The following is a 24,547-nucleotide window of genomic DNA, read 5'->3' as shown; positions in this document are numbered from 1 at the left end:
AAGGAGATAGAGAATGAAAAAAACATTGTTCATAATTAGTCTTTGTGCTTTATTCTTTATTTCTCCTACTTCTGTGTTTGCTAATAATCCAGTAAGTCATGCAGAGAGTCATGCAGGAATCCATTTTATCAGTGGGGATGAGGAGAATGATTCTGCACAACATGAAAAGAATAAAAATGCAACCTATCCTTCTAAATCAACAAATAAAACTATTGAAAATGAAAAAAGGAATTCAAGTGGAACAGCATCAATATCTCACCTGCCCCAAACAGGTGATAAAGCCGAGTCTCCCCTCCCTTCTATCGGCATGATTCTGATTAGTATCTACTTTATCCAAAACAAAAAAAAGAAAAGAGGAAAAAACACAATGAAAATGAAAAATTTAGTAATTGCAACAGTAATCACAGGGAGCGCTATCGTCGCAAGCCCCGCAGCACAAGTTTTCGCAGAAGAAACGAATACTGCTAATTCGCATGCTTTTGTTAGTTTAACAGCAGGTGATACAACTACTCCAGTTGATCCAATCGATCCAAGTGAACCAGGTGGTGGTACTGGAAACACGGGTAGCCTAACTATCGATAATGTCACACCATTTGAATTTGGAACGCACCAAATTTCGTCTACTTCAGAAACTTATACATCAACTGCAAAAAATCCAAATGTACAAGTGACTGACCGTCGTGGCGAAGGTCAAGGTTGGACACTTCAAGTGGCACTTAGTGAATTTAAAGATCAAACGGATGCTTCAAAAGTATTAAAGGGAGCTGAACTTACGATTCCAAAAGGAGAACTAAAAACAACAGCTGGGAATGTTTCAGATGCACCAAATAATTTTGCTTCTACACTTGCTGCCGATGGAAGCGGTAGTGCTATCATTATGCAAGCCAATGAAAAAACAGGGATGGGCACTTGGGAAGATTTGTTTAACAATCAAGAAATCAAGCTAACTGTTCCTGCTGGAAACTACTCAGGTGACTATTCATCAACATTAAATTGGAGCTTGGTGGATGCACCAAATGCTTAATCAAAATAAGGGAGAGAATAAAATGAATAAAAAAATAGTAACAATTACTGCTGGACTAGGACTTCTAATTTCATTCGGAGTAACACCTGCTGCTTATGCAGCATCTGTAAGTGATGCTACATCAAAAAATCATATTGTGTTTGAAGCAGATGAAAGCACTACAACACCAATTGATCCAACTGATCCTGACAATCCAAATCCGCCAAACCCAGTGGATCCAACTGATCCAGAAAATCCGGGAACAGGAAATAGTGGTCCACTCTCAATTGACTATGTATCGAATATAGAATTTGGAACACAAACAATTTCTTCAAATACAATGACTTATTATGCACAAAATGAAAATCCTTTTGTTCAAGTTACAGATAATCGTGGTACTGGAGCTGGATGGACATTAACTGCTAAAGCTTCAGAGTTTAAATCGACCGACGGCAACAAAGTATTAAAAGGCGCTGAGCTAAGCTTTAAAAATGGACAAGCTAAAACACAAAGCGCTAACATCTCTGAAGCACCAGACACAAAAGATGTCACGTTTAATAATGCTGACGCTCAAATCATGATGAATGCCAAAAAAGATACTGGTCGCGGAACATGGGTAGACGTTTTTTCAGGAACTGCTGAAAAAAAATGAAAATGTAACGCTAAAAGTACTGCCAGGAACTGCTGATGCTGATGTTGATTATACAGCAACAATCAATTGGGAATTAACAGACGCACCCATTTCCTAAATATCATTTCATGAAAAAACAACCAAACTATTGTTCTTTTTGAAAGGAGAAACAAATGAAAAAATTATTTTTGATGTTAATGGGGATTTTAGTAACTCTCACTTTCTTGCCAAACACAGGTTTTGCTGCAGATATGAATTATAGTGTACGAGCAATTATTCCAGATAATCAAGTTGATAAAACAAAGACATATTTTGATCTACGAATGAAACCAGGACAAAAGCAAAAATTGACACTTCACTTTGAAAATAATGCTGATGAAAAAGTTCAAATAGAAGTCTCTCCGAATACAGCAACCACTAATCGCAATGGTGTAATTGATTATAGCTCGTCTAAGAAAAAAAACTGACTCAAGCTTAAAGCACGATTTTAGTAAACTTGTTACAGGAGAAAAAATCGTCACACTAAACGCAAAAGAGAAAAAAGATGTCGATTATGAAGTAACCATGCCAGAAAAAGATTTGGATGGTATCCTATTAGGTGGTTTTTATATCCACAAAAAACAAGCTGATACGGATAAAGATAAAGATTCTTCTGTTCAAATAAAAAATGATTATTCTTATGTTATCGGTGTTCGACTTTCTGAAAATGACAAATCTGTTTCTCCAAAACTTAAATTGAATCAAATAGAAGCTGGTCTTGAAAATTATCATACTGTCGTAAATGCCAATTTACAAAATACGACACCTGTCATTATCTCAAACATGAAGATTAACGCTAAAGTCACAAAAGCTCAGGATACAAAAGTCCTCCACCAAGTGACAAAAGAAAATCAATCTATGGCACCAAACTCTAACTATGATTTCTCCATTCCTTGGAATGATGAAGAATTAAAAGCTGGAAAATATCATCTTAGTATGACAGCAAAAGATCAATCAGGTCATAAGTGGAAATTCGAGAAAAACTTCGAAATTGGTGATAGCGCAAAAGCAATTAATAAAGAAGCGGTTGGCTTAGAACATTCAAATATTTGGCTTATTCTTGGCCTATCTGGGGCTGGTCTATTGATTTTGCTTCTAGCTATTCTATTTTTTGTACGCCGCAAACGCAAGAACAAAGAACAAATCTAAAAAACTTATATCATCAAAATTCATTTGTTATAGAGGATAAAAATTAGTTCCCTAATTTTTATCCTCTTCTTCTATTTATAAAAATATTAAGCACTTTTCTTATTCATAATTCCTCTTTATATTAAAACTCATTTTCTACTACTTCCCCAGTTTTTCCTGATAGAGTTTATTTTCACTTGTGTATTTTTTCCCAAACAAAACACAAGAAAACCCTTCCAAACGGTGTTATAGTAATAAATGAATATTATTTCAATAAAAAAGGGGGGAATGACAAATGGTTATTGATTGGTCGAACACGGCAGTTTACAATACCATTATGTCGGTTGCAACAGGGATTGCTTTATTACTTATCTTACAATTTGGGAGAAAACTTCAAAAAGAGGAAATCGGACAAATTGACAGTTGGGTTGTCGGATTTGCCATCCCTGGATTCATTTTAACTCTGACAGGTGCTCATATGTCACTTACATGGCCACTTTCCAAAATCGGATTTCCATTTGATGATATCATTTTTGGTGAACCTGTCCTTGCATTTGGCATTTTGCTTCTTGCCGCTGCTTATTTACTTCATAGACGTAATCACGTTTACGTGCGGGACGAAAAACTCGATGCAAGAAATGATAAATTAATTGCTAAACGTCTTCAAGAGGATTTACCCGGACTCTTAAAACCCCTTTCCTATTTTGGGGCTGCTATGGGGCTTGCACTTATCGCAATTGGAATCGCAGGCATTACATTTCAACTGTTTGCCGCACCGAAAGAAGAACCTATTTCCGGTCTTCTAGCGGACTATCCTCTTGTTGAAGCAAGCTTCATCTCTCTGCTATACGCCATTACCGGACTTGGCGCTGTGCTTTTCCCACTAATCTTAAAGAAGAATCCTGCAGCAGGACTAGTAAAAACTGTGAAGACACTTTGGCTTGTCGCAGGTATCATCTTCGTTGCCTTTGGCGTTATGAATTACTTTACTCATATCGGTTTGATCGTAAATACAATGAAATAATCTATTTAAAAAAAACTGAGACATAAATCCCAGTTGCCAAAAAAAACCGGGTAGAAAATCAAAAAAAAGATTTTCTACCCGATTTTCATGTTTAGCTAAAAATTTATGTCCAGACTCTTTTCTAAAACTAATGCACCTGTTCTAGTGTAAGTCAGTATTTATTCCGAATCCCTCGAATGTTGTTACAGATAATAGATATAGAAGTGAAACTAGGTACTTGATGAGAAGGAACGCGTTCCTCTGTAGACCGCCCATATCGGCAACAACAAACAGATGTCGATAGATCGTGCGCCTATCTGAAGGCTGCTCATTTGCGTTTTACTTCCTTATCCGTGCATAGGTGAGAAATGAACTAGACTTATTAATTTACGAAAATATGCCGATATAGCCCCAGCTACATAAACTCAAAAAAAAGGGCGAGAAAATCTTTTTTGATTTTCACCCCTGTTTTCATACTTAGTTAAGGTTAATGCCCCATCCTTTTCTATTTTAATTTTCTCCCTTTTCCGTTGAAAATCTCCTTTTACTATGACAAACTGAGAGATAAAGGGGGAAAAGAAATATGTATGGAATCAAACAAAAAAACGCTTGGATCGAAGTGGTTTACATTAATCATACAACTCGTTTACTTAACGCTTGCAGTTTACTTAATCGTCAGATCAGACTTAGCTAGTTATTTAAGTTATACACTTTATTTATTTTTATTGATTACTTTTATTCGCCTCAATGCCATGAGTTTTATTTGGCTTCCTAGAGGAATTAGTTGGAAAGAAGCGATTGGAAATAGCACGGCATTTGCTATTTATTATATTGGTTTTCCATTATTTGCAATTTACGATCACAGTTCTTTCAACTTGAGCATGTATTTGATCGGCATCGCTCTTTTTTTGATTGGCAGTTTCGTTAATACCACTTCTGAACTATTGCGAAAGCCTTTCAAGGATAATCCAGCTAATAAAGGAAAGCTTTATACCGGCGGATTTTTTAAATATGCCATCCACATTAATTATTTCGGAGACGTTCTTTGGGTAGCAGGATTTGCTCTTGTGACTTTAAACTGGTGGGCCCTCACAATTCCTGTCTTCTTGCTTTTACTTTTTATGTTCTCTTATATTCCAAATGCAGACAACTATCTGCTTGATAAATACGGAAAACAATTCGAGGACTATCAAAAGAACACGAAAAAACTGATTCCCTTTATTTGGTAGCCTTTTTAAGTATGCTGCCCAAACAAAAAGCAGTAATCTGAGGAACTAATTCCTTAAATTACTGCTTTTTCATTTTACATACAACTTTTATTTGTTGTTGTTATTATTTGATTTCTTATAGTAATTGCCTTTTCCGCCGCCGCGACGATCACGCGAACCATTGCTTGAACCGCGTCGTCCCTTGCCGCTATTGTTACGATCGCGATAATTGCCTTTGCCACCGCCACGGTAGTTCCCTTTTCCGCCGCCTTTTCCACCACGAGAAGGAAGTGGGCGCTCTTCTGTAATGTGAACTGGTGTTTGATCGGGCTCTTTTGCGAGCATCTTAAGCATCGCCGCCGCAATATCAGTCGCATCATAGTTTTCAAGCAATTCATTTGCGACTGCTTTATAGTCCGCTAGATTTTCTTCAGTGATAATTTCTGTGATTTTTTCTGTCGCAACACGAAGTTGACCAGCAAAAGCCTCATCCCAAGTTGGTGGCTTAAGAGGTTGCATTCTTTTCTTCGTAGTTTGCTCCACTGTGCGAAGGTAACCCATTTCACGTGGTTGTACGAATGTAATCGCCATACCCTCTTTTCCGGCACGACCTGTACGACCAATCCGGTGCACATAGCTTTCCGGGTCTTGCGGAATATCATAGTTATAAACGTGCGTCACACCCGAAATATCTAATCCACGAGCCGCAACATCCGTTGCAACAAGAACATCGATTTTTCCTTCTTTAAACTTGCGAAGTACACTCATTCGTTTCGCCTGTGTTAAATCACCATGAATCCCTTCAGCTACATAACCGCGCATATCAAGTGCACGCGAAAGCTCATCGACACGGCGTTTCGTCCGTCCGAATACAATGGCAAGCTCAGGGGATTGCACATCAAGCAAACGGCTTAGTACATCAAATTTTTTCTTTTTTCATGTACCTTGATGAAAAATTGCTCAATCAAAAGAGCAGTCATTTCCTTCGCTTTAACACGAATAAGTTCTGGACTATGCATGAAGCGTTCTCCAATACGACGAATCGGATCCGGCATCGTTGCAGAAAATAGTAAAGTTTGACGTTCATCTGGCACTTCTTTCAAAATGGATTCAATATCATCAATGAACCCCATGTTAAGCATTTCATCTGCTTCGTCGAGCACAAGTGTCTCAACATGGTCAAGCTTCAGCGTACGCCGATTAATATGGTCAAGAATACGACCAGGTGTTCCGACAACAATTTGTGGGTTTTTCTTTAACGAACGAATTTGACGGCTGATATCTGAACCGCCATAAACAGCAAGTACTCGTACATGCTTATCATAACTTAATTTGTATAGTTCTTCCGAAACTTGGATCGCAAGTTCACGTGTCGGTGCAATAATTAATCCTTGTACATTAGAATTCTTTTGATCGATTTTTTGAATCATTGGAAGACCAAACGCAGCCGTTTTTCCCGTCCCCGTTTGCGCTTGTCCAATTAAATCTTTTCCTTCAAGGCCAATCGGAATCGTCTTTTCTTGAATTGGCGTAGCCTCTTCAAACCCCATTCTCTCAACAGATTTTACAATTTTTTCGTCCAGACCAAACTCTGAAAACTTTGTCAATGTCATTTCTCCTTTACTTTCTTAAAGTTTTTGCAGGAGAGCTTTATCCTCATCATACGCTTATGATGAATCTTTATGATCTACATAAAAAATGAAAATGATTCAATCACTTTCATTCATCCGGTTACTAAACTATGATTTCTTTTTGAATTATTCACCACTTGGCAATTTCCAAAACGCTCCGAAATCTACAATTCGACGTATCAAATAAAAAAAAGCCCTCTAACTCACTAGGCTATACATATAAAACCTAATAAACATCTAATAGACATCATAACATGAATCCATTTCCATTTCAATCTGAAAACCTAGTTTTTACGACGTTTTCGCGAATAAAAAAAAAGAAAGCGAATTCAAATATACGGAAAAACTAGCAAATTTTACTTTTCTTGATCGTTTTACCTATAGATTTTCCGTTTTTCTGTTTCAAATTCCTGAAATGCGTTGCACAAGCAAGAAAAGCGCTTACATTATCAAATATAATCTTCTATGATAAAAGAGTAATACAAACCGATGAAGTGAGGGATGACCATGAAACATAAACACTTAGACGCATTTCCAAATGATTTTTTATGGGGGAGCGCTTCTGCTGCTTACCAAATTGAAGGCGCTTATAAGACAGACGGAAAGGGAGCATCTGTCTGGGATACCTTTGTAAAAAAACCTGGAACAACTTTCCAAAATACTACTGGCGACATCGCGGTTGACCATTATCACCGTTACTTAGAAGATGTCGCACTAATGGCTGAGCAAGGTCTAAAAGCATACCGCTTCTCTGTATCTTGGTCGCGGATTTTCCCAAATGGTAAAGGAGAAATCAATCAAGCAGGACTAGATTTTTACAATTCGCTAATTGATGAACTCGTAAAGCATCAAATCGAACCCATTGTTACGATCTATCACTGGGACTTACCACAAGCTTTGCAAGAGGAATACGGTGGATTCGAATCTCGAGAAATCATTCAAGATTTCACCAACTACGCGAAGGTGCTGTTTGAAGCTTTTTCGGATCGTGTGAAATACTGGATTTCTTTAAACGAACAAAATGTTTTCATCACACATGGCTACCTTCTTGCCCTTCATCCACCGAAAGTGAAAAACTTAAAGCGCATGCTGCAGGCCAATCATATCGCGAACCTCGCAAACGCATCTGTGATTGCTGCATTTCATGATGGGAATTACCCGGGACAAATCGGGCCGAGTTTTAATTTCAGCCCCATCTATGCTTTAGATGCTGATCCTGAAAATGTGCTCGCTAAAATAGATACCGAAGAGCTGATGGATTATTTTTGGTTAGATGTATATGCAAAAGGTCACTATCCTCGAACTGTCTTAAAACAATTTGTGACACTTGGTGTCATGAAAGAACCAAGCGAAGCGGACAATGAGCTTTTAGCACGAGGAAAACCAGATTTTATTGGACTGAATTATTATCAATCCGCCACCGTCACAAAAAGTGATACAATGACTCTTTCTGCCCAAGATATGCAAATGAACCATTTCGGGAAAAAAGGAACGAGTCGCTCCATCACCATTCCTTCTGTCAGTGCGTTCACAAAAAACCCTTACCTCAAGCAAACGAACTGGGACTGGACGATCGACCCAATCGGCATTCGCACAGCCCTTCGCACAATAGAAAGCCGCTATGCGTTACCAGTCTTAATTACCGAAAACGGCCTTGGCGAATACGATCACTTTGAAAACGGGGAAATCCACGATCCTTATCGCATCGAATATTTGAAACAACATTTAAAAGAAGTTCAAGCAGCAATAACCGATGGCGTACAAGTTTTAGGCTATTGTTCGTGGAGCTTCACAGATCTACTCAGTTGGTTAAATGGCTACCAGAAACGTTACGGCTTTGTTTACGTCGACCGCGACGAAACCTCTCAAAAAACCCTGAATCGCTACAAAAAAGATAGTTTTTACTGGTACCAAGAAGTAATCGCTACAAACGGCGCCAGTTTAACAAAAAAGGAGAATGACTGATGGAAAAACTCGAACGTTTCTTAAACAAATTTATCGGTCCTATTGCAGCCCGAATGAACCGCAGCAAATTTTTCAGCGCGCTTGCAGAAGCCTTCATGCGCACAACGCCCATCACACTGGGCGTTGCGCTCCTGATGATTATTGGGAACTTCCCGATTCCCGCTTGGATTGAATTGCTCAAAAATATCGGCCTAACCGCACATTTTAATGCGGCACTTGGAGCAACGATCAACTTGCTTTCCGTATATGTCGTCTTTAACTTTGCTTACATCTACGCTAAAAAAGATGGCCACGATCCAATGCCAGCAGGATTGCTTGCTATAGCAGCATTTTTCCTTTTAATGCCCCAAGCAATCAAAACTTACATTTTAGGAGAAAACATCACGAGGTTCCCGGCAGAAGCCTTAATTAAATCAAGCTCTAACGTAGAAGCTTTCCAAATGATCTATACAGGCGGTTCTGGACTTTTCGTTGCCATTTTAGTTGGCTATCTCGTTGGCTTACTTTATTCCTATCTCATCAAGAAAAACATTACCATCAAAATGCCCGATTCTGTTCCAACAAATGTATCCGAATCCTTAAGTCCCGCGATTTTGTCCGGTATCATCTTAGTTATTTTCTTCATCATTCGCGTACTATTTTCCTACACACCGTTTGAAAATATCTTCGCATTCATCACGATGCTCGTACAAGCGCCACTACAGCACTTGACCGCGTCTCCCGTCGCGATCATTCTCATTTTTACAATCGCTAACTTGCTTTGGTTTTTTGGTATCCATCCAAACATGGTTTACGGAGTCGTCATGCCAACACTTACAGCGAATATGACAGCAAACATGGTCGCTTTTCAACACCATCAAGAACTGCCTTACCTTGCTATGGCCGTTGTCTCTTACGTCTGCGGAAATGGTTTTGGTGGGCAAGGCGCGACTTATGGACTCGTTATTTCCATGTTCCGTGCGAAATCAGCGCGCTACAAGCAACTTTTCAAACTAGCGGGGCCACCTGTCATTTTCAACATTAACGAACCACTTATTTTCGGAATGCCACTAATGCTAAATCCATTTTTCTTCATTCCAATGGTCATCTCACCTGCCTAATGGGAGGAATTGCTTGGGGTATGATGTCATTCCTTGATTTTTCGAAGTATAACCCACTGATCGCCATGCCATTTACGACCCCCGCTCCTATTGTAATGTTCCTAAAAGGTGGGCTCCCGTATCTACTTGTTTTCATCGTTCTACTTATTGTCAATGTCCTAACTTGGTACCCGTTCTTTCGAATGGCTGATAAAAAAGAATGCCAACAAGAAGCCATTCTCGAACAAGAAAAAGCAGCAGAAAATTAATTTTCTGCTGCTTGCAAGTTGTAACAATAAGCCACTAAATATTCGATCAATGCGACAACAGGAACCTGTGAAGATAAGTCAAACTGATAAGACAGACGTTGTTTTTCTGTGTAGTAGCACAAATTAATCGAGGACAACTTCGCTAGCAAATTATCGCTCGAATTCGTCACACTAATTATCAACTTATCATAAGATTTAAGAAGCTGTGCAAGTTCTACCATTTCACGTGTTTCACCGGAACTTGAGAAAAGCAAGACCACATTGCCACTTTCCTTAGCTTCTTGCTTTAAAAACGGTGCATAGGGTTCATTAGACGAAAGTGCCTTAAGACCAATCATATTGAGCTTCCGTGCAGCATATTCAGCCATGATCCCTGAAGAACCCATGCCAATGCAGCAAATCCAATTCGCCGTGCGAAACACCTCACCCACTCGTTTGATTTGCTCATTGATATCGGCTTCAAACACTTGGTCGACAAAAATCTGCTCCAAGAAAATCCGATTCGTCATACTCGTTTCAATAATGCTTTCCACTTCATTTCGAATATAAATTTGAAAATCATGAAACGAGAGAAAACCACATTTTTTCACAAAACGTGTTACAGTAGAGGGTGAACAAGGAATTTTAGCCGCAATTTCCCGAGCAGAGAGTTTAAAAATTTGCTCTGGATTTTTTAAAAATAAAGGCGCGCAACGCTTCATCCGAATCCGATAACTGGTGTACCATTGAAATTTTTTCTAACATTGCTATCTTCTCCTGTCAAAATCATTGCATTCATTATATCAAAAAGCCACAAGAAGTCCAGATAATGTGAAGGAGGAAAAATAATGTCCAATATTCTTGTTTTCGATGTTGGCGGCACATTCGTGAAATACGCACTCGTTCAAGACGGGAAACTCGGAAATGTTAACAAATTCAAAACCCCAAAACTCAAAGAACAATTTCGGCAAGAAATGGTAGAAATCCTTCATAACGTGCCCTGTGCACTTTCCGGTGTCTCCATTTCCATGCCGGGCGTGATCAACCCTGAAACCGGCTTTGCCCTTCATGGCGGTTCCTTGCAGTTCATCCATAAAGAAAATCTACTAGAGCTCTTCAACTCTTATTTTGATTTACCAGTAGCTGTCCACAATGACGCCAAAGCCGCAATCATCGGCGAAATGAACGAAGGTCAGCTTAAGAACATCCAAAATGGGGCAATGTTCGTCCTTGGAACAGGCGTCGGCGGTAGCATTATGCTAAATCGAAAAGTCCTATCCGGCACACACCAATCCGCAGGCGAACTTTCATTACTCAAAACGAGCACCGATTTAGAAAAAGCCGATTTTCTCGTCACCCGAAATGGTATCCAGGCCTTGCTTCGTCCTTTCGCCGAAGCTAAACAACTTGATTTAAAACAACTATCTGGAGAACTTTTCTTCGAAGCCTTGCAAAATGGTGACTCGGATGCCATCTCCATCATGCAGCGTTTCACAGATTCCCTTGCTGTTCAAATCTGGAACCTCCAAGCCACTCTTGATCTTGACAAAATCGTCATCGGTGGAGGCATCAGCTCTCAGCCACTTCTGCTTGATTACATACAAGCCAGCCTAAAAAAACTCATTTTACCTCTTTCCCATCTGGGTGATACCATACTTGAAACGATCCAACCCTGTGTTGAACTAAGTAGCCTCGGAAATAACGCCAACCTGCTAGGCGCTTATTATCATTTCAAAGTCACCCATTCCAAATGAAAAGCGAGCCGTTAAAAGAACTTTTTAACGGCTCGCTTTTAGTTTTCTTTCAAGAAATCCAACAAGTTTTCAAACAAAACTTCCCGGTCTTTATCCTGACAGAGCAAGTGCCCTGCTTCTTCCATGACGAATAACCGCTTCGGCCCTGGAATAGTCTCCATCAAATAATCGACGCTTTGCTTCGCAGAAATCACAGCGTCCATCCCGCCCTGTGCAATAAAAGTCGGAATCTCAAGATGAGCAAGTGCCGGCTTAGCTTGCATGACCATCTTAGCAAACTGCGCTTTCGACTGACTCGGAACATCCGTGAAGCGTTTAAAATAGCGACTAAAAACCGAACTATTCTTGAGCTTCTGATCCTTCACTTCAACGAACAGCTGTCCCTTATTATCCACTAGGTTAGGCCAGTCCAGATAATGAACTGAGGTGCTAAGAAGAGCAAGCTTTTTCACCTCTGGATGATGTCTTGCGAGCCAACCAGCAAGCAAGCCGCCCATCGAAAACCCAATTAAATAAACTTCCTCGTCTTCTTTTAGGAGCTGTGTCAAAATACTTTCCATGAAAACAATCCAGTCCTGATAAGTCGCATTTCGTAAATGATATGGCTTATCATGGCCAGGAAGCGTCGGTGTCAGTACATCCCAATCGGTATGCTTTTTTAAGTAATCCGCAAGCGGCTTTAATTCATCCGGCGTCCCCATATAACCGTGAATACACAAACATGCAACCATTTTGATTGTCAACTCCTGTTTTCATCGTAAAATCATCTTACCCTATCATAAGTTTTTCTACGACATCTTTCAAGCCCATTCCATAAGAACCTTTAAAAAGCACCCATTCGTCCCCTGTCACTGCTTGAAGCAAAGCTTTCTCAAGTTCATCCTTCGAAGTAAAATAATGGACATGATCCGCACCTATTCGTTCGCTAGCAGCTTCCACAAAAGCCTGCATCTTTTCCCCATACGCAAAAACTTCATCTAGCTTTTTCGCTTCAATCACTTCACCCGATTCACGGTGAAATTTCTCCGCATCTTTTCCAAGTTCCAACATATCCGCCACAACCGCTATTTTGCGTTTTCCATCTGCTTCCATATTCATAAAGGTTTTAAGCACAGCCTTTAAAGCAGTTGGACTCGAATTGTAGGAATCATTCAAGATTTTCGTTCCACGAGGCGATTCAAGCCACTCTAGTCGGCTTTTAGATCGTTCCATCCCATTTAAAGCGGTTTTCGCTGTTGCTGAATCAATGTCGAGCTTACGCGCAGCGAGTAGCGCAGCCATTGTGTTGAATACATTGTGTTCCCCAATGATAGGCACGTAAAGAGAAGTTTCTGGGTCCAAATTCGTAGTGAACCTCGTTCCTTCCGTTTCCGTAGCAATAGTAAGTGGGTAGATGTCCGCCGTATGTTCCCGCCCAAAAGTTTCCGTTTGAACGTTTTTAGGTAAATTTTGCTTGATTAACGTCTCTTCATGCGGATAAATCAAAAGCCCTTCTTGTTTTAATCCAAGAATGATCTCAAGTTTTGCTTTTGCGATTTCTTCTCGTGAACCGAGATATTCGATGTGCGCTTCGCCTATATTTGTAATGATTGCAATATCTGGACAAGCAATTTGAGTTAGCTTTTCAATTTCGTTACGATGATTCATTCCCATTTCTAAAATCGCAACTTCCGTATCTTCTGGCATTGTCAAAATCGTATAAGGCAAGCCAATGTGGTTATTAAAGTTCCCACTTGTTGCATGGACTTTATAGCGACTTTCCATAATCGCCCGTGTGATATCTTTGGTTGTTGTTTTACCATTGCTCCCTGTAATCGCGACTACTTTTGGTGCGACTTCCGCAAGATATTTTTTGGCAAATCGTTCAAAAGCATCCGAAGTATTTTCAACCAGTAACAGCGGCACATCTGCTGGCGGATTTGGCACATCCATTTGCCAAAAACTTGCAGCAGCACCTGCTTTAACTGCTTCGCGCACAAAGGAATGCCCATCTCTCGTTTCCCCAACAAATGGAACAAACAAATCTCCTTGCTTCATTTGACGAGTATCAAAGCAGACCCCTGTCACTTTCGTTTCATTAAATTGAGCTTGATTTAATTGCGCATTGATTAAAGTCGCAATCTCCAAAAGCGTTTTTTTTCATTTCGCCCCAACTTTCCTTCTTGAAAAAAGCAGTTTGAATAAATTCAAACTACTTTTTCTGGTTTTAATCGTCTAAACGGTATTTCAACTGGTTCTTCGCTTCATGACGTTCTAGTCCAAGTTCCACTAACTGTTCAATCAGCTGACTATAAGAAATGCCACTTGCTTGCCAGAGTAGCGGATACATGCTTACAGGCGTAAATCCTGGCATCGTATTCACTTCATTTAAGAAGATTTCATCTTGTTCTGTTACGAAGAAATCGGCGCGGACAAGACCACTTGCATCAAGTCCGAGAAAAGCTTGAATCGCATATTCTTTCAGCTTATTTTCTACTTCTTCGCTTACTTCTGCTGGAATCACGAGTGTTGTATCATTATCTTGATATTTCGCTTTATAATCATAAAAAACAGCCTTTGAACCCTTCGGTAAAATTTCGCCAGGAACGGAACAAGCGGGCGTATCGTTTCCAAGTACCGCCATTTCAATTTCACGAGCGACCACTCCTTGTTCCACAACAACGCGGCGGTCATATAGGAAAGCTTCGTCCATCGCTTGATAAAGTTCATCTCGATTTTCTGCTTTGCTAATTCCAACGCTTGAACCAAGATTCGCAGGTTTCACAAACATCGGATAAGTAAGTGCTTCTTCCATATCCGCAACCATTTCCTCGCGGAAGTTTTTCCAATCGATTGAGCGAACAGCGACAGCTGGAAGTTGCGGGATCCCCGCATCAGCAAAAACTTTTTTCATCACAATTTTATCCATCGCAGCCGCTGAAGCAAGCACGCCGTTTCCAACGTAAGGAAGATTCAAGACTTCAAGAAGCCCTTGCACAGTGCCGTCTTCCCCATTTGGTCCATGGAGCAACGGAAACACCACTGTATTCTCTTGCTCTTCTGTTACATCAGCTGGACTGATCAAAAATCCTGAGGAAACTTCGTCTTCTTTTTCCGCTAAACGCAGCTGTTCTTCAGGCGAGAAACGCAATTGATCCGAAAAATCTAATTGATGCGTAATCTCTGGGCCCTGAATCCAGTCACCGTCATTGGTTATGTATACAGGTAGTGCTTCGAATTTATTTAAATCAAGTGCGTTAATGACAGAAAGTGCCGTTTGCAACGATACTTCATGTTCGGCCGATTTTCCGCCATAAAGTAAAATTAACTTTGTTTTCATGGTATCCCTCCGGATTCTTTTCTGTAGTCTATTTTACCACGTTTCTGTTAGATTAAAAGCAATTTCTTAAAAATGGCACGAAGCAAATGCTTTCAGCTTCCAATCAAAAAAGCAGCAAAAAATTTTTTGAATGGAACGAATTGTTCACTTCAAAAGTTTTTGCTGCTTCGCTTCTATGCTCCTGCAGATAGTTTTAATCCAATAACCCCAGCGATGATCATGGCAATAAAGAAAATTTTCATAACGCTTTTCTTTTCTTTAAAGAGAAGCATCCCCATGATAACACTTCCGACTGCCCCGATTCCTGTCCAAATCGCGTAGCCTGTTCCAATCGGAATTGTCTTCAACGCGTGTGAAAGCAAGAAGAAACTTCCGCACATGAAAAGAATCGTTAAAACCGAGAACCAAAGTTTTTTAAAGCCTTGTGAAAGCTTCATGGTAACAACAAAACACATTTCACAAAGACCCGCTATCACTAAATAGATCCATGCCATTATTTTTCTCCTTCCTTTCCGCCGCCATCATCGACAAGTTTGAGTCCGATGATCCCTGAGATTAAAACGACTAATGAAATGATTTTAAATAGTCCCGCTGGTTCATTTAAGAAAAGAATACCAACGACCGCCGTTCCAGCAGCACCAATCCCTGTGAACACCGCATAAGCTGTCCCAATAGGAATCGTTCGCATCGCTAAGGCGAATAAACCGAAACTAACAATCAAAAAGGCAATTGTAAGCAAACTGAAATCTAATTTTGTAAATCCATGTGATTCTTTAAGTCCAAAAGCCCAGACGATTTCAGAGAGTCCGGCTAAAACTAAATAAAACCATTGCATAACTATCTTCTCCTTTAATTTAAAAGTAAAACCAAAGCTTCAAAAGCTGATTTTCTACGTTTTTCAAATTCCTCTAAGTCGTAAAGTTCATGTTCCACACCAAGGCCATCCAAGAAAGCATAAAAAACTCGAATCCAGCGTGTTTTTTTTGGCTTCATCGTGTGTAACTTCATCTAACAATACTGCGATTTTTTCAAAAGCTTGTGTTTCATATCTCGCTAATTCTTCCTTCATTTTGTCTTTCAAGGAAACAGGTGGATAATAAATGGATCGCTGGAAAAAGCGCCGCACTTCTGGGTCTCGTTCAAAATCAGTTGCTGCATAAAAAAAAAGCTTTGAGATACTCCTCAGCTGACGCATAATCCTCTCGCTTTTCCGCTTTAACATTGACTAGCTCTTCGTGCATAACTTCACGGTAAATCGTTAAATAAAGTTCTTCTTTAGATTCAAAATGTGCATAAATCGAAGGTGTCTTAATTCCTGCTCTTTTGGCAATTTCAGAAAGAGCTGTTCCATCGTAGCCTTTTTCTGAAAAAAGTGTTAGGGCCGCTTTTTTTCAGCGTTTCTTTGGACATCTCGATTCCTCCTTATTTAGGTTAACTAACGTTCGTTAGTTATAATATAACAAAAAAACAACTAAAGGTAAAGTAGTTTGTTTCCTTAAAATCAGATGACACGTATAAAATTGTCTTTCGCTTCACTTCTGTATATAATTTAAACTGGAGATACAGCATAAGTTCACTTCGGATTTTACCAATGATAAGTAGAGGTGTAAAAAGTGATCGAAAAAAACAAATGTGTATCATGAAGCGATTATTCCTACTATGAATTTTCCTTTCAAAATTTTTATTTTTAACACTAAAAGTTCAGACCGGCTGATTCCGCCTCATTGGCATGCCAGTGTAGAACTTTTATTTTGTTTATCTGGAAAGTTAGAAGTGCAGTTTCCAAACAAACGCTTCTCTTTATCCGAACAAGATGTTTTATTCATCAATTCAAATATTATTCATTCCTCACGAAGTCCACTCCCTGGAAAATGTTTAGCAATTCAAATTCCCCTTGATTTTTTGGCAGATGCAACGGAAAGCCAGTACGGCAATCGGTTTCTATACAAATTGACTCCGCAGAATGCAACTCCTGAACTTAAGGTAATACTTATGCGGATCAAAAAACAACTGTCAAAAGAAAATTTGTGGGACCGGCTGACGACAAAAGCAAGTGTTTACGAGCTCATTGCTGAACTGACCAAGAACTTTTGCGTGCCGCTTGCAGGAATTAAGGAGATTGAGTCGGCCAAGCACCTCCCTAAGTTAAAAAAAAGTGAATGATTATCTTGCCACTCATCACAAGGAACGGCTCTCTCTCACATCTGTAGCTGAACATTTCAACTATAATCCTTCTTTATTTTTCGCGTTTTTATAAAAAAATTTATGGGCGTTTCTTTTAGCGAATATTTAAGCTCAATTCGTTTGCTCGAAGCTTATTCGAAGTTAAGAGATACCGACCATACGATTCTTGAAATTGCGCTTGATAGCGGTTTTTCGACTGTCAAATCTTTTTATAATGCCTTTACCAAACATTACGGCACCTCCCCTCAGCAATATCGGAAGCAATACTTTAAAAGGTAAAATTTTTTCCGATTTCCTGTCAAAAAACGGCACGAAATGAAAACGCTATCTTCTATATAATAAAGCTATAATAAGTTCAAACAGGGGGTTTAGTAATGAAAGAGAAAATCATCCAATTTTTTAACAAAATCAATCCGTGGTTTGATAAAATGGGGAGCAATGCTTATCTACAAGCGATTTCTGGTGCTATGATGTCGACACTCGGTCCCATTTTTATCGGTTCGATCGCAGTTTTAATTACTGTTTTAATGAATATGGTGCCTTCCCTTAAAAATTTAACGCAAGTGACTGAGTTGCTCGGTAAAGTAAACACCGTCACTATTGGAGCGATGGCAATTTATATCGTTGTCCTTATGGCCTATCATCTAGTACGTCGTCTCGACCGGGATGAAGACCCGATCTCAGCGGGAATTATCGCATTGATGAGCTTTCTAATAATCACACCGATTGGTCAAACCGTAGATAAAGCTTCTGCCATTCCGTCCACTTGGCTCGGCGCGCAAGGTGTGTTTTCTGCGCTTATCATCGGGATTGTTAGCGCCCGGCTTTATTTACTCATTAAACGTAAGGGATGGACCATTAAAATGCCAGCGGGTGTCCCACCGATGGTCACTCGGATGTTTGAATCTCTTATTCCGACCATTCTAATTGGACTACTGTTTATCATTATTGACTTTTTATTTGGTTTAACAAGCTTTGGTAGCATGCATCAATTCGTTTACTCGATTATTCAGGAACCCTTGAAAGGAATTGGCGGTACAATTGGTGCTGTAATTCTTTTAAGTTTAATTCAACAAATTTTATGGTTTTTTGGAATCCATGGGACGAATGTTATATTACCGCTTGTAACGCCACTTTGGCTGTCTATGGATGTAGAAAATTTAAATGCCATCCAAGCAGGGCAAGTTCCTCCAAATATCGTTGGTTTAGCCTTTTTCAACATTATTACTTTCGGTGGTATGGCGCTTGGCCTCATTTTATTAATGCTAAGAGCTAAAAGTAAGCAATATCGTGAAGTAGGAAAGATTGCGCTTATACCGGGTTTGTTTGGAATCACAGAGCCTGTTATCTTCGGGACACCGCTTGTTCTTAATTTCAATTTAGCGATTCCCTTTATTACTAATAATACGATCGCACTTATTTTGGCTTATGTGCTTACAAAATGGCATATTGTAGCCCAATTCACCGGTGTACAAGCAATTTTTGGATTACCACTTGGTTTTCATGCTGCCGTCCAGGGAAGCCTTTCAATTATCATTTTACAGTTATTCATTCAGTTAATTCTGTCTCCTATTCTCTGGTATCCATGGTTTAAACGGCTAGATAACAAAACTTATGAGCAAGAATTGGCGGCTACAAACGAGGGGGAAAAGTAAATGAATGAAGCAGATTTGAAAAAGTTATTAAAAGATTTAACGTGGCAAGAAAAAGTTGGTCAGCTCATTCAACTGTCAGGGGATTTCTTTAGTAGTGAGGAAGCGCTAGCCGTTGGGCCTAAGCAAAAATTAGGAATTACGCAAGAGACGGTTGATTTAGCTGGATCTGTTCTTAATGTTGCCGGAGCAAAGAAGACAAGGGAGATTCAAGAAAAGTGGCTTCAAAAAAGCAGACATAAAATCCCTCTTCTCTTTATGGCGGATATCGTCTACGGTTACCGGACGGTTTTCCCTATCCCCCTTGGGCTTGGCGCGACTTGGAATCCTGATCTAATCAAGCAAGCTTACCGGGTGACGGCTGCTGAAGCAAAAGCTTCTGGCGTTCATGTGACTTTTGCACCGATGGTCGATCTTGTTAGAGATGCCAGATGGGGGAGGTGCCTAGAGTCAACGGGTGAAGACACTACACTTAATGCGGCTTTTGCGCGCGCAATGGTTACGGGATTGCAACATGTGGAGTTAGGAAAAATCACTGGAATTGCGGCTTGCGTCAAACATTTTGCTGCATACGGAGCGGCGGAAGGTGGCCGGGAATACAACACCGTTGATATGTCAGAGCGGCGCCTTCGAGAAGACTATTTACCAGGATATAAGGCGGCAGTCGAGGCAGGAAGCGAGCTCGTGATGACTTCTTTTAATACTTATGACGGGATTCCTGTAACGGGAAACGAATTTTTACTCAAACAAATCTTGCGAGATGAGTGGGGCTTTGATGGCGTGATCATCTCGGATTATGCCGCGGTACTAGAACTTGTAGCACACGGGATTGCGGCTGATGAAAAGGAAGCCACACTTCTGGCCATGAATGCAACAAATGATATTGATATGAAAACGGGATGCTACGCAAAGCAGCTTGAGCCACTTGTTAGGGAAGGAAAGCTTGATTCTAAACGGATCGATGATGCGGTATGGCGTGTTTTGAAATTGAAAAATAAACTGGGGCTGTTTGAAGACCCTTACCGCGGGGCATCTAGCGAGCGGGAGCAGGAGATGCTTTTAACGGAAGAAAATCGAAATTTGGCGTATCAAGTTGCTGCCCAGTCGATCGTCTTATTAGAAAATAAAAACCACACCCTCCCTCTTGCTAAAAATCATCAAAAGATTTTACTTGTCGGTCCTTATGGCGATAATCAAAATTTAATCGGCTTGTGGGCGATTCACGGGAACACAAGCGACGTCATAACGATCAAGGAGGCTATCAGTCAGCATGTTTCTAGCGAACAATTTCACTATACTGCGGGATGTGAGATGTTGTCAGATTACCGTTTTCTCGGTGAGTTTGGGGGAAGTAAAGACCAGCTTATGCGAATGCCTCAAGCAAAAAGAGAGCAAGCGCTAGCGGAAGCACTTCGACAAGGAGAGAAGGCAGATGTGATTATTTATGCGATGGGTGAGCACACTATGCAAAGCGGTGAAGCTGGCAGCAGAGCGGATATTACTTTGCCGGATGTGCAAAAAGAGTTTATTCAGGAAATGCTTGCACTCGGGAAAACAAACATTTTAATTACGATCAGTGGGCGGCCGCTTGTTTTAACGGAAGAAGCTAAGCAGATGGACGCTATTTTACAAGCCTGGTTCCCTGGGACTGAAGGCGGGCGTGTTCTTGCTGATATTTTGTTTGGCAAAATCAACCCATCCGGGCGCTTAAGTATGAGTTTTCCTTATTCAGTCGGGCAATTGCCTATTTATTATAATGGCTTCCAAACAGGTCGGCCGCTCAACAGTAAAACGCACTCAGGACGCTTTGTTTCCAAATACTTAGATAGTCCTAACGCGCCGCTTTATCCATTTGGATATGGTTTAAGTTATAGTTACGTGGAACTTTCAGATTTAGCGTTAGATGACGTGGAAATGACCGAAAAATTGCAGGTAAGTGTCCAAGTTAAAAATAATTCCTCGCGTTCAGTGCTTGAGACGGTTCAACTTTATGTCCAAGATATTGTCGGGTCTGTCGTTCGCCCTAATCGGGAATTGAAAAAATTTAAGAAAATCAACTTGGAAGCTCAGGAATCAGCAACTGTCCATTTTACATTAACTCGGGAAGACCTCTATTATTATACGAAAAACATGGACTTTTCAGTGGAAGCTGGAGATTTCAACGTATTTGTTGGGCGAAATTCACGTGATACACTTCAAGCTTCATTTACACTAAAATAAAAAAAAGAGCCTGTGCAGATCAAGTTTTCATTGATTTGCATAGGCTCTTTTATAAGTAAAAACTCAAATTCGAGCTACTTTTCAATATAATCCCACTCGCTCCGTCTTAAATCGTAAACGAGTTCAGCCACTACTTCATTATAAACCAGTTCTTCTGGAGAATCCTCAAGTTCCGACAAATCTTCATCGAACTCAATCCCGACTGGAACCCGAAGTTGTGTACGTGATTTTTCTGCGTGCGCAAACGAAATGCAAGCACCCTCTTTAAAATATTTCATCATTTTCTTTAATAAGTCACTCGGCGGTAACGCAACGCCTTTTCGTCTATTGGGCATCAAAAAGCTTTTCTCATGAACGATTTCTTCCGTTTTTCGCGTGATGGCTTGACTTAAAACTACGTAAAAATGATTCATATTTCGATAATAAACCTTATTGTATCTTCCATCTTTTTTGGTTAAATATACAAAATTGTTTTGTAGTTTATAGTAAAACGGTGATCGTAAATGTCTTCCTGTATGTGCCAAATATAGCAACTCTGCTACTTCTTGCGGGGATAATTGATTGACAAGTTCAATGTCTTCAAAATCAACCCAGCAAAAATTATTGAATTTAATAAGTGGCGCTTGTTTTAACTGCTTCAAATCATTTGATTCTAGGTAGTGAAAAGCAGTATGCGCATTATATGAAGTATCTTTAAAGTGATGCTTGATGAGCAAAATATTTTCAGGTGGCGCAGGAACTACCTGCATAAAATCACAAAAAGTAATGCCACTTGTTACGACATTATTAATGACATTATCCATATGAATGTAAATTGACTTTTGATTTGAAAGTTCTTTTTTCATCAACTCTGCCTCATTCTTCTCACAATTTTCGCTTTACCTCTCTATAGCTTATCATACACTATTTTGATGGCTTTTGTATAACAATAAAATCAAAACTAAATTACTTTCTGATGACAGTAAAAAAAAGAGCCTTGGAAGGAATCTTCCAAGGCCATGAAAAAAACTTATTATCGCAAACTGAACTCGACTTTCACAAATGGTGTTACTTGTATCGTTTGCCACAATTCTTTACGGGATTTTGTTTTTTTCAACGCTAATTCCTTTCGATTTGAGATTTTGAACAACCTTATCCATCTTTTTCGGTTCTTTTTTCATCTTCTCAATCACTCCGTTTCCAGAAAATGGTTTCATTCATTTTTTTTAAGCGTTTTCTTTCTCTATGTCTACTCTAACACAAAAAAGGCGATAAAAATAGCTTTTTTTTACAATTTTATTCATTATAGAAAAAACCTGCCTTTTCAGGAATTTCCCGAAAAAAGCAGGTTTCAAACCTATAAAACTTTATCTAAGAAACTTTTTGTTCGTTCATGGGTGGGATGATCAAAAATGGCTTCTGGTGAACCTTCTTCAATAATATAACCCCCGTCCATGAAAATAACGCGATTGCCTACTTCACGGGCAAAGCCCATTTCATGTGTCACAACGATCATAGTCATGCCATCTCTTGCGAGTTCCTTCATAACGTTTAAAACTTCTCCGACCATTTCTGGATCAAGTGCAGAAGTAGGTTCATCAAACAGCATAATATCCGGATCCATCGCAAGCGCACGCGCAATCGCTACCCGTTGCTTTTGACCACCTGAAAGTTCACTTGGATAGCTCGCGGCTTTTTCACTCAAGCCCACTCGCTCAAGAAGTTTCTTTCCAAGTTCATTTGCCTCTACCTTGGAACGTTTTTTCAATTCAACAGGCGCAAACGTAATATTCTCAAGCACCGTTTTATGCGGAAAGAGATTAAAATGTTGAAAGACCATTCCGATATTTTCCCGCACCTTGTTAATATCTGTTCCTTTATCTGTCAAATGGTAATCATCAACGATAACTTCGCCCGCAGTGATTTCTTCAAGCTGATTTAAACAGCGCAGAAAAGTACTTTTCCCTGAACCAGAAGGACCGATTAAGCAGACAACTTCGCCCTCTTCCACTTCAACATTGATATCTTTTAAAACTTCGTTTGTTCCAAAGTTTTTCTTGAGGTTCGTTACTTTTAGTTTTGTCATTTGCCGAGTCTCCTTTCAAGCACATTTGAAAGTTTCGTAAGCGCAGTGATCACGACAAGATACATGATCGCAACAACTAGCCAAATACCTGATGTTTCGAAGGTACGCGCGATGATGATTTTCCCGGATTGCGTAAGTTCAACGATTCCGATAATGCTCATAATCGAAGTATCTTTCAGTGTAATGACGAACTGGTTAATGAAAGAAGGTACCATGACACGAACGGCTTGTGGTAAGATGATTTTCATCATCGATTTGCCATACGGAACCCCAAGCGAGCGCGCTGCTTCCATTTGTCCTTTATCAATCGCAAGAATCCCTCCGCGGATGATTTCCGTAATGTACGCTCCCGCATTTAAACTTAACGTAATAACCGCAGCAATGTTTGGATCCATTCGGAAATTAAACGCTTGCGGAATGCCGAAGTAAATGAAGAATGCTAAAACAATTAGCGGAATCCCGCGAAAAACATCTACATAAACTGTTGCAATTCCACGTAAAAGTTTACTACGACTCACTTTAAGGAAACCGAAAACAAGACCAAGAAGAGCCGCAAACACGAGTGAAATCACGGTTAATTGAATCGTATTCCAAAGTCCCTTCAAAAGTGCAGGGAAGCTACTGACAAGCGTGTCCCAGAACGTATCTGGTTCAGCATCCGAACCAATATATTTATCTAAGATTTTTTGATATTCACCACTATTTTTAATATTAACGAGCCCTTTATTAAAAGCTTCGAGTAATTCTTTATTTTGACCTTTTTGAACCGCAAAGCCGTACTGACCACCGCGCTCCATATCTGTCACAATTTTAAGACCGTTCCCTTGCTTCACACCGTAAGCCATAACAGGATAGTCATCGAAGCAAGCAATAGAATTTCCACCTTTTACATCTTCATACATGCTGGCAGAGTCATCAAATGGAACAAGCGTGTAACCATACTTATCTTTATTTTTATCTGCGAAGGCATAACCTTCTGTCCCTGTTTTTACAGCAACTTTTTTCCCTTTCAAATCCTTATAAGATTTAACGGTATCGTTATCCTTTTTAATAGCCATGACGACGCCAGAATCAAAATATGGGTCCGAGAAATCAAATTTATTTTTGCGTTCATCTGTGATGCTCATTCCCGCAATCACGCCATCTACTTGACCACCTTCAAGCGCCTGAACAGCTGCATTGAAGCCCATTGGTTTCATCGTATATGTAAAGCCCTGGTCTTTTGAGATCGCCTTTACAATATCCATGTCAATGCCGATTAGATCGCCTTTGCTGTTTTGAAACTCAAACGGCGCAAACGTCTCGTCTGTTGCAATTTCATAATGCTCAGCATTTGCTTTCACTGGAAGTCCAAAGCTTCCAAGCAGAACAGTAGCAAGCATAAGTAGCGGTAGTAAAAATTTCAATCGCTTCACTGT

General features: G+C 39.9%; 22 protein-coding genes and 3 pseudogenes. 14 read left to right on the top strand and 11 right to left on the bottom strand.

All coding sequences use genetic code 11. The features are described 5' to 3' along the window. The first annotated feature begins 13 nt into the window (after positions 1-13). From MAQA_RS14895 to MAQA_RS06850, 6 genes and pseudogenes are all read left to right on the top strand, one after another. Positions 14-1,024 (top strand): WxL domain-containing protein, encoded by a 1,011-nt coding sequence (locus MAQA_RS14895; protein WP_149023329.1) that lies wholly within the window; start codon positions 14-16, stop codon positions 1,022-1,024. Further along, a pseudogene (locus tag MAQA_RS06865) lies at positions 1,008-1,752 on the top strand (WxL domain-containing protein). Before MAQA_RS14895 ends, MAQA_RS06865 begins: the two are co-directional and overlap by 17 nt. Before the next feature lie 55 nt (positions 1,753-1,807). Beyond that, complete coding sequence (locus MAQA_RS13695) at positions 1,808-2,101, top strand: DUF916 domain-containing protein (RefSeq protein ID WP_052008514.1); 294 nt, start codon at positions 1,808-1,810, stop codon at positions 2,099-2,101. Continuing rightward, the gene (locus MAQA_RS06860) at positions 2,070-2,822 is read left to right on the top strand and encodes a DUF3324 domain-containing protein (protein WP_052008513.1); all 753 of its coding nucleotides are present in this window, start codon (positions 2,070-2,072) and stop codon (positions 2,820-2,822) included. The genes MAQA_RS13695 and MAQA_RS06860 overlap by 32 nt, the downstream gene beginning before the upstream one ends. Before the next feature lie 274 nt (positions 2,823-3,096). Continuing rightward, positions 3,097-3,825: a DUF981 family protein gene (locus tag MAQA_RS06855; RefSeq protein WP_036072499.1), complete on the top strand. Its 729-nt coding sequence runs from the start codon at positions 3,097-3,099 to the stop codon at positions 3,823-3,825. Between the two features lie 566 nt (positions 3,826-4,391). Continuing rightward, on the top strand, positions 4,392-5,033 hold the full coding sequence (locus tag MAQA_RS06850) for a methyltransferase family protein (RefSeq protein ID WP_036072497.1): 642 nt from the start codon (positions 4,392-4,394) through the stop codon (positions 5,031-5,033). A gap of 87 nt (positions 5,034-5,120) precedes the next feature. Here MAQA_RS06850 and cshA read toward each other — a convergent pair. After that, a pseudogene (gene cshA / locus MAQA_RS06845) lies at positions 5,121-6,619 on the bottom strand (degradosome RNA helicase CshA). Positions 6,620-7,150: 531 nt separating this feature from the next. Between cshA and MAQA_RS06840 the strand changes: the two are divergent. Genes MAQA_RS06840 through MAQA_RS14885 form a run of 3 tightly spaced genes read left to right on the top strand, consistent with a single transcriptional unit; the run spans position 7,151 to position 9,956 of the window. Next, the gene (locus MAQA_RS06840) at positions 7,151-8,608 is read left to right on the top strand and encodes a glycoside hydrolase family 1 protein (RefSeq protein WP_036072495.1); all 1,458 of its coding nucleotides are present in this window, start codon (positions 7,151-7,153) and stop codon (positions 8,606-8,608) included. Then, positions 8,608-9,708, top strand: coding sequence for a PTS sugar transporter subunit IIC (locus MAQA_RS06835; RefSeq protein WP_206537535.1), 1,101 nt, complete (start codon positions 8,608-8,610; stop codon positions 9,706-9,708). Before MAQA_RS06840 ends, MAQA_RS06835 begins: the two co-directional genes overlap by 1 nt. A 20-nt stretch (positions 9,709-9,728) precedes the next feature. Then, positions 9,729-9,956, top strand: coding sequence for a hypothetical protein (locus MAQA_RS14885; protein ID WP_206537534.1), 228 nt, complete (start codon positions 9,729-9,731; stop codon positions 9,954-9,956). Here the strand turns inward: MAQA_RS14885 and MAQA_RS06830 are convergent. Further along, positions 9,953-10,657 carry a MurR/RpiR family transcriptional regulator gene (locus tag MAQA_RS06830; protein ID WP_206537533.1) on the bottom strand — a complete coding sequence of 235 codons (705 nt, stop codon included), beginning with the start codon at positions 10,655-10,657 and terminating at the stop codon, positions 9,953-9,955. The genes MAQA_RS14885 and MAQA_RS06830 overlap by 4 nt on opposite strands. A 126-nt stretch (positions 10,658-10,783) precedes the next feature. Between MAQA_RS06830 and MAQA_RS06825 the strand changes: the two genes are divergently transcribed. Next, entirely contained in the window at positions 10,784-11,689 is a 906-nt protein-coding gene (locus MAQA_RS06825) for an ROK family protein (RefSeq protein WP_036072492.1), read from the top strand. Between the two features lie 38 nt (positions 11,690-11,727). On the opposite strand, the gene MAQA_RS06820 is transcribed toward MAQA_RS06825, so the two are convergent. The 6 genes and pseudogenes from MAQA_RS06820 to MAQA_RS16600 form a co-directional block, all read right to left on the bottom strand. Then, positions 11,728-12,420 carry an alpha/beta hydrolase gene (locus MAQA_RS06820; RefSeq protein ID WP_036072490.1) on the bottom strand — a complete coding sequence of 231 codons (693 nt, stop codon included), beginning with the start codon at positions 12,418-12,420 and terminating at the stop codon, positions 11,728-11,730. Positions 12,421-12,457: 37 nt separating this feature from the next. Then, on the bottom strand, positions 12,458-13,816 hold the full coding sequence (locus MAQA_RS06815; protein WP_036072488.1) for a UDP-N-acetylmuramoyl-tripeptide--D-alanyl-D-alanine ligase: 1,359 nt from the start codon (positions 13,814-13,816) through the stop codon (positions 12,458-12,460). A gap of 79 nt (positions 13,817-13,895) precedes the next feature. Beyond that, positions 13,896-15,008, bottom strand: a complete 1,113-nt coding sequence (locus MAQA_RS06810; protein ID WP_036072486.1) for a D-alanine--D-alanine ligase — start codon at positions 15,006-15,008, stop codon at positions 13,896-13,898. Positions 15,009-15,181: 173 nt separating this feature from the next. Beyond that, positions 15,182-15,502 carry a DMT family transporter gene (locus tag MAQA_RS06805; RefSeq protein ID WP_036072484.1) on the bottom strand — a complete coding sequence of 107 codons (321 nt, stop codon included), beginning with the start codon at positions 15,500-15,502 and terminating at the stop codon, positions 15,182-15,184. Next, entirely contained in the window at positions 15,502-15,843 is a 342-nt protein-coding gene (locus tag MAQA_RS06800; protein WP_036072481.1) for a DMT family transporter, read from the bottom strand. The genes MAQA_RS06805 and MAQA_RS06800 overlap by 1 nt, the downstream gene beginning before the upstream one ends. A 14-nt stretch (positions 15,844-15,857) precedes the next feature. Beyond that, a pseudogene (locus tag MAQA_RS16600) lies at positions 15,858-16,418 on the bottom strand (TetR/AcrR family transcriptional regulator). Positions 16,419-16,640: 222 nt separating this feature from the next. Here MAQA_RS16600 and MAQA_RS14880 point away from each other — a divergent pair. From MAQA_RS14880 to bglX, 4 genes are all read left to right on the top strand, one after another. Next, positions 16,641-17,171 carry a cupin domain-containing protein gene (locus tag MAQA_RS14880; protein ID WP_206537532.1) on the top strand — a complete coding sequence of 177 codons (531 nt, stop codon included), beginning with the start codon at positions 16,641-16,643 and terminating at the stop codon, positions 17,169-17,171. Between the two features lie 102 nt (positions 17,172-17,273). Continuing rightward, positions 17,274-17,471, top strand: coding sequence for a helix-turn-helix domain-containing protein (locus tag MAQA_RS16595; RefSeq protein WP_206537531.1), 198 nt, complete (start codon positions 17,274-17,276; stop codon positions 17,469-17,471). A 95-nt stretch (positions 17,472-17,566) separates the two neighbouring features. Continuing rightward, positions 17,567-18,847, top strand: a complete 1,281-nt coding sequence (locus MAQA_RS06785; protein WP_036072479.1) for a PTS sugar transporter subunit IIC — start codon at positions 17,567-17,569, stop codon at positions 18,845-18,847. Continuing rightward, positions 18,848-21,064 carry a beta-glucosidase BglX gene (gene bglX / locus MAQA_RS06780; RefSeq protein ID WP_036072477.1) on the top strand — a complete coding sequence of 739 codons (2,217 nt, stop codon included), beginning with the start codon at positions 18,848-18,850 and terminating at the stop codon, positions 21,062-21,064. It begins immediately after the preceding gene. 74 nt (positions 21,065-21,138) lie between these two features. On the opposite strand, the gene MAQA_RS06775 is transcribed toward bglX, so the two are convergent. From MAQA_RS06775 to MAQA_RS06765, 3 genes are all read right to left on the bottom strand, one after another. Beyond that, complete coding sequence (locus tag MAQA_RS06775; protein WP_036072474.1) at positions 21,139-21,909, bottom strand: hypothetical protein; 771 nt, start codon at positions 21,907-21,909, stop codon at positions 21,139-21,141. A gap of 491 nt (positions 21,910-22,400) precedes the next feature. Further along, positions 22,401-23,129: an amino acid ABC transporter ATP-binding protein gene (locus MAQA_RS06770; RefSeq protein WP_036072472.1), complete on the bottom strand. Its 729-nt coding sequence runs from the start codon at positions 23,127-23,129 to the stop codon at positions 22,401-22,403. Continuing rightward, positions 23,126-24,511, bottom strand: a complete 1,386-nt coding sequence (locus MAQA_RS06765; RefSeq protein WP_077913579.1) for an amino acid ABC transporter substrate-binding protein/permease — start codon at positions 24,509-24,511, stop codon at positions 23,126-23,128. The genes MAQA_RS06770 and MAQA_RS06765 overlap by 4 nt, the downstream gene beginning before the upstream one ends. Positions 24,512-24,547: the final 36 nt, after the last annotated feature.

The organism is Listeria aquatica FSL S10-1188, from assembly GCF_000525795.1.
In the GTDB taxonomy this organism is placed as follows: Bacteria; Bacillota; Bacilli; order Lactobacillales; family Listeriaceae; genus Listeria; species Listeria aquatica.
Note: the sequence above shows the minus strand (reverse complement) of the source record. Positions and strands in the feature narration are given on the sequence as shown.

Excerpts from the sequence above, each read along its gene's own strand:
- MAQA_RS06785 (WP_036072479.1), top strand. The coding sequence starts at position 17,567 with ATGAAAGAGAAAATCATCCAATTTTTTAACAAAATCAATCCGTGGTTT.
- MAQA_RS06855 (WP_036072499.1), top strand. The coding sequence starts at position 3,097 with ATGGTTATTGATTGGTCGAACACGGCAGTTTACAATACCATTATGTCG.
- MAQA_RS06830 (WP_206537533.1), bottom strand. The coding sequence starts at position 10,657 with ATGAAGCGTTGCGCGCCTTTATTTTTAAAAAATCCAGAGCAAATTTTT.
- MAQA_RS16595 (WP_206537531.1), top strand. The coding sequence starts at position 17,274 with ATGGGCGTTTCTTTTAGCGAATATTTAAGCTCAATTCGTTTGCTCGAA.
- MAQA_RS06805 (WP_036072484.1), bottom strand. The coding sequence starts at position 15,502 with ATGGCATGGATCTATTTAGTGATAGCGGGTCTTTGTGAAATGTGTTTT.
- MAQA_RS06770 (WP_036072472.1), bottom strand. The coding sequence starts at position 23,129 with ATGACAAAACTAAAAGTAACGAACCTCAAGAAAAACTTTGGAACAAAC.
- MAQA_RS14885 (WP_206537534.1), top strand. The coding sequence starts at position 9,729 with ATGATGTCATTCCTTGATTTTTCGAAGTATAACCCACTGATCGCCATG.
- MAQA_RS06810 (WP_036072486.1), bottom strand. The coding sequence starts at position 15,008 with ATGAAAACAAAGTTAATTTTACTTTATGGCGGAAAATCGGCCGAACAT.
- MAQA_RS06800 (WP_036072481.1), bottom strand. The coding sequence starts at position 15,843 with ATGCAATGGTTTTATTTAGTTTTAGCCGGACTCTCTGAAATCGTCTGG.
- MAQA_RS06850 (WP_036072497.1), top strand. The coding sequence starts at position 4,392 with ATGGAATCAAACAAAAAAACGCTTGGATCGAAGTGGTTTACATTAATC.
- MAQA_RS06825 (WP_036072492.1), top strand. The coding sequence starts at position 10,784 with ATGTCCAATATTCTTGTTTTCGATGTTGGCGGCACATTCGTGAAATAC.
- MAQA_RS06835 (WP_206537535.1), top strand. The coding sequence starts at position 8,608 with ATGGAAAAACTCGAACGTTTCTTAAACAAATTTATCGGTCCTATTGCA.
- MAQA_RS13695 (WP_052008514.1), top strand. The coding sequence starts at position 1,808 with ATGAAAAAATTATTTTTGATGTTAATGGGGATTTTAGTAACTCTCACT.
- MAQA_RS06775 (WP_036072474.1), bottom strand. The coding sequence starts at position 21,909 with ATGAAAAAAGAACTTTCAAATCAAAAGTCAATTTACATTCATATGGAT.
- MAQA_RS14895 (WP_149023329.1), top strand. The coding sequence starts at position 14 with ATGAAAAAAACATTGTTCATAATTAGTCTTTGTGCTTTATTCTTTATT.
- bglX (WP_036072477.1), top strand. The coding sequence starts at position 18,848 with ATGAATGAAGCAGATTTGAAAAAGTTATTAAAAGATTTAACGTGGCAA.
- MAQA_RS06765 (WP_077913579.1), bottom strand. The coding sequence starts at position 24,511 with ATGCTTGCTACTGTTCTGCTTGGAAGCTTTGGACTTCCAGTGAAAGCA.
- MAQA_RS06820 (WP_036072490.1), bottom strand. The coding sequence starts at position 12,420 with ATGGTTGCATGTTTGTGTATTCACGGTTATATGGGGACGCCGGATGAA.
- MAQA_RS06840 (WP_036072495.1), top strand. The coding sequence starts at position 7,151 with ATGAAACATAAACACTTAGACGCATTTCCAAATGATTTTTTATGGGGG.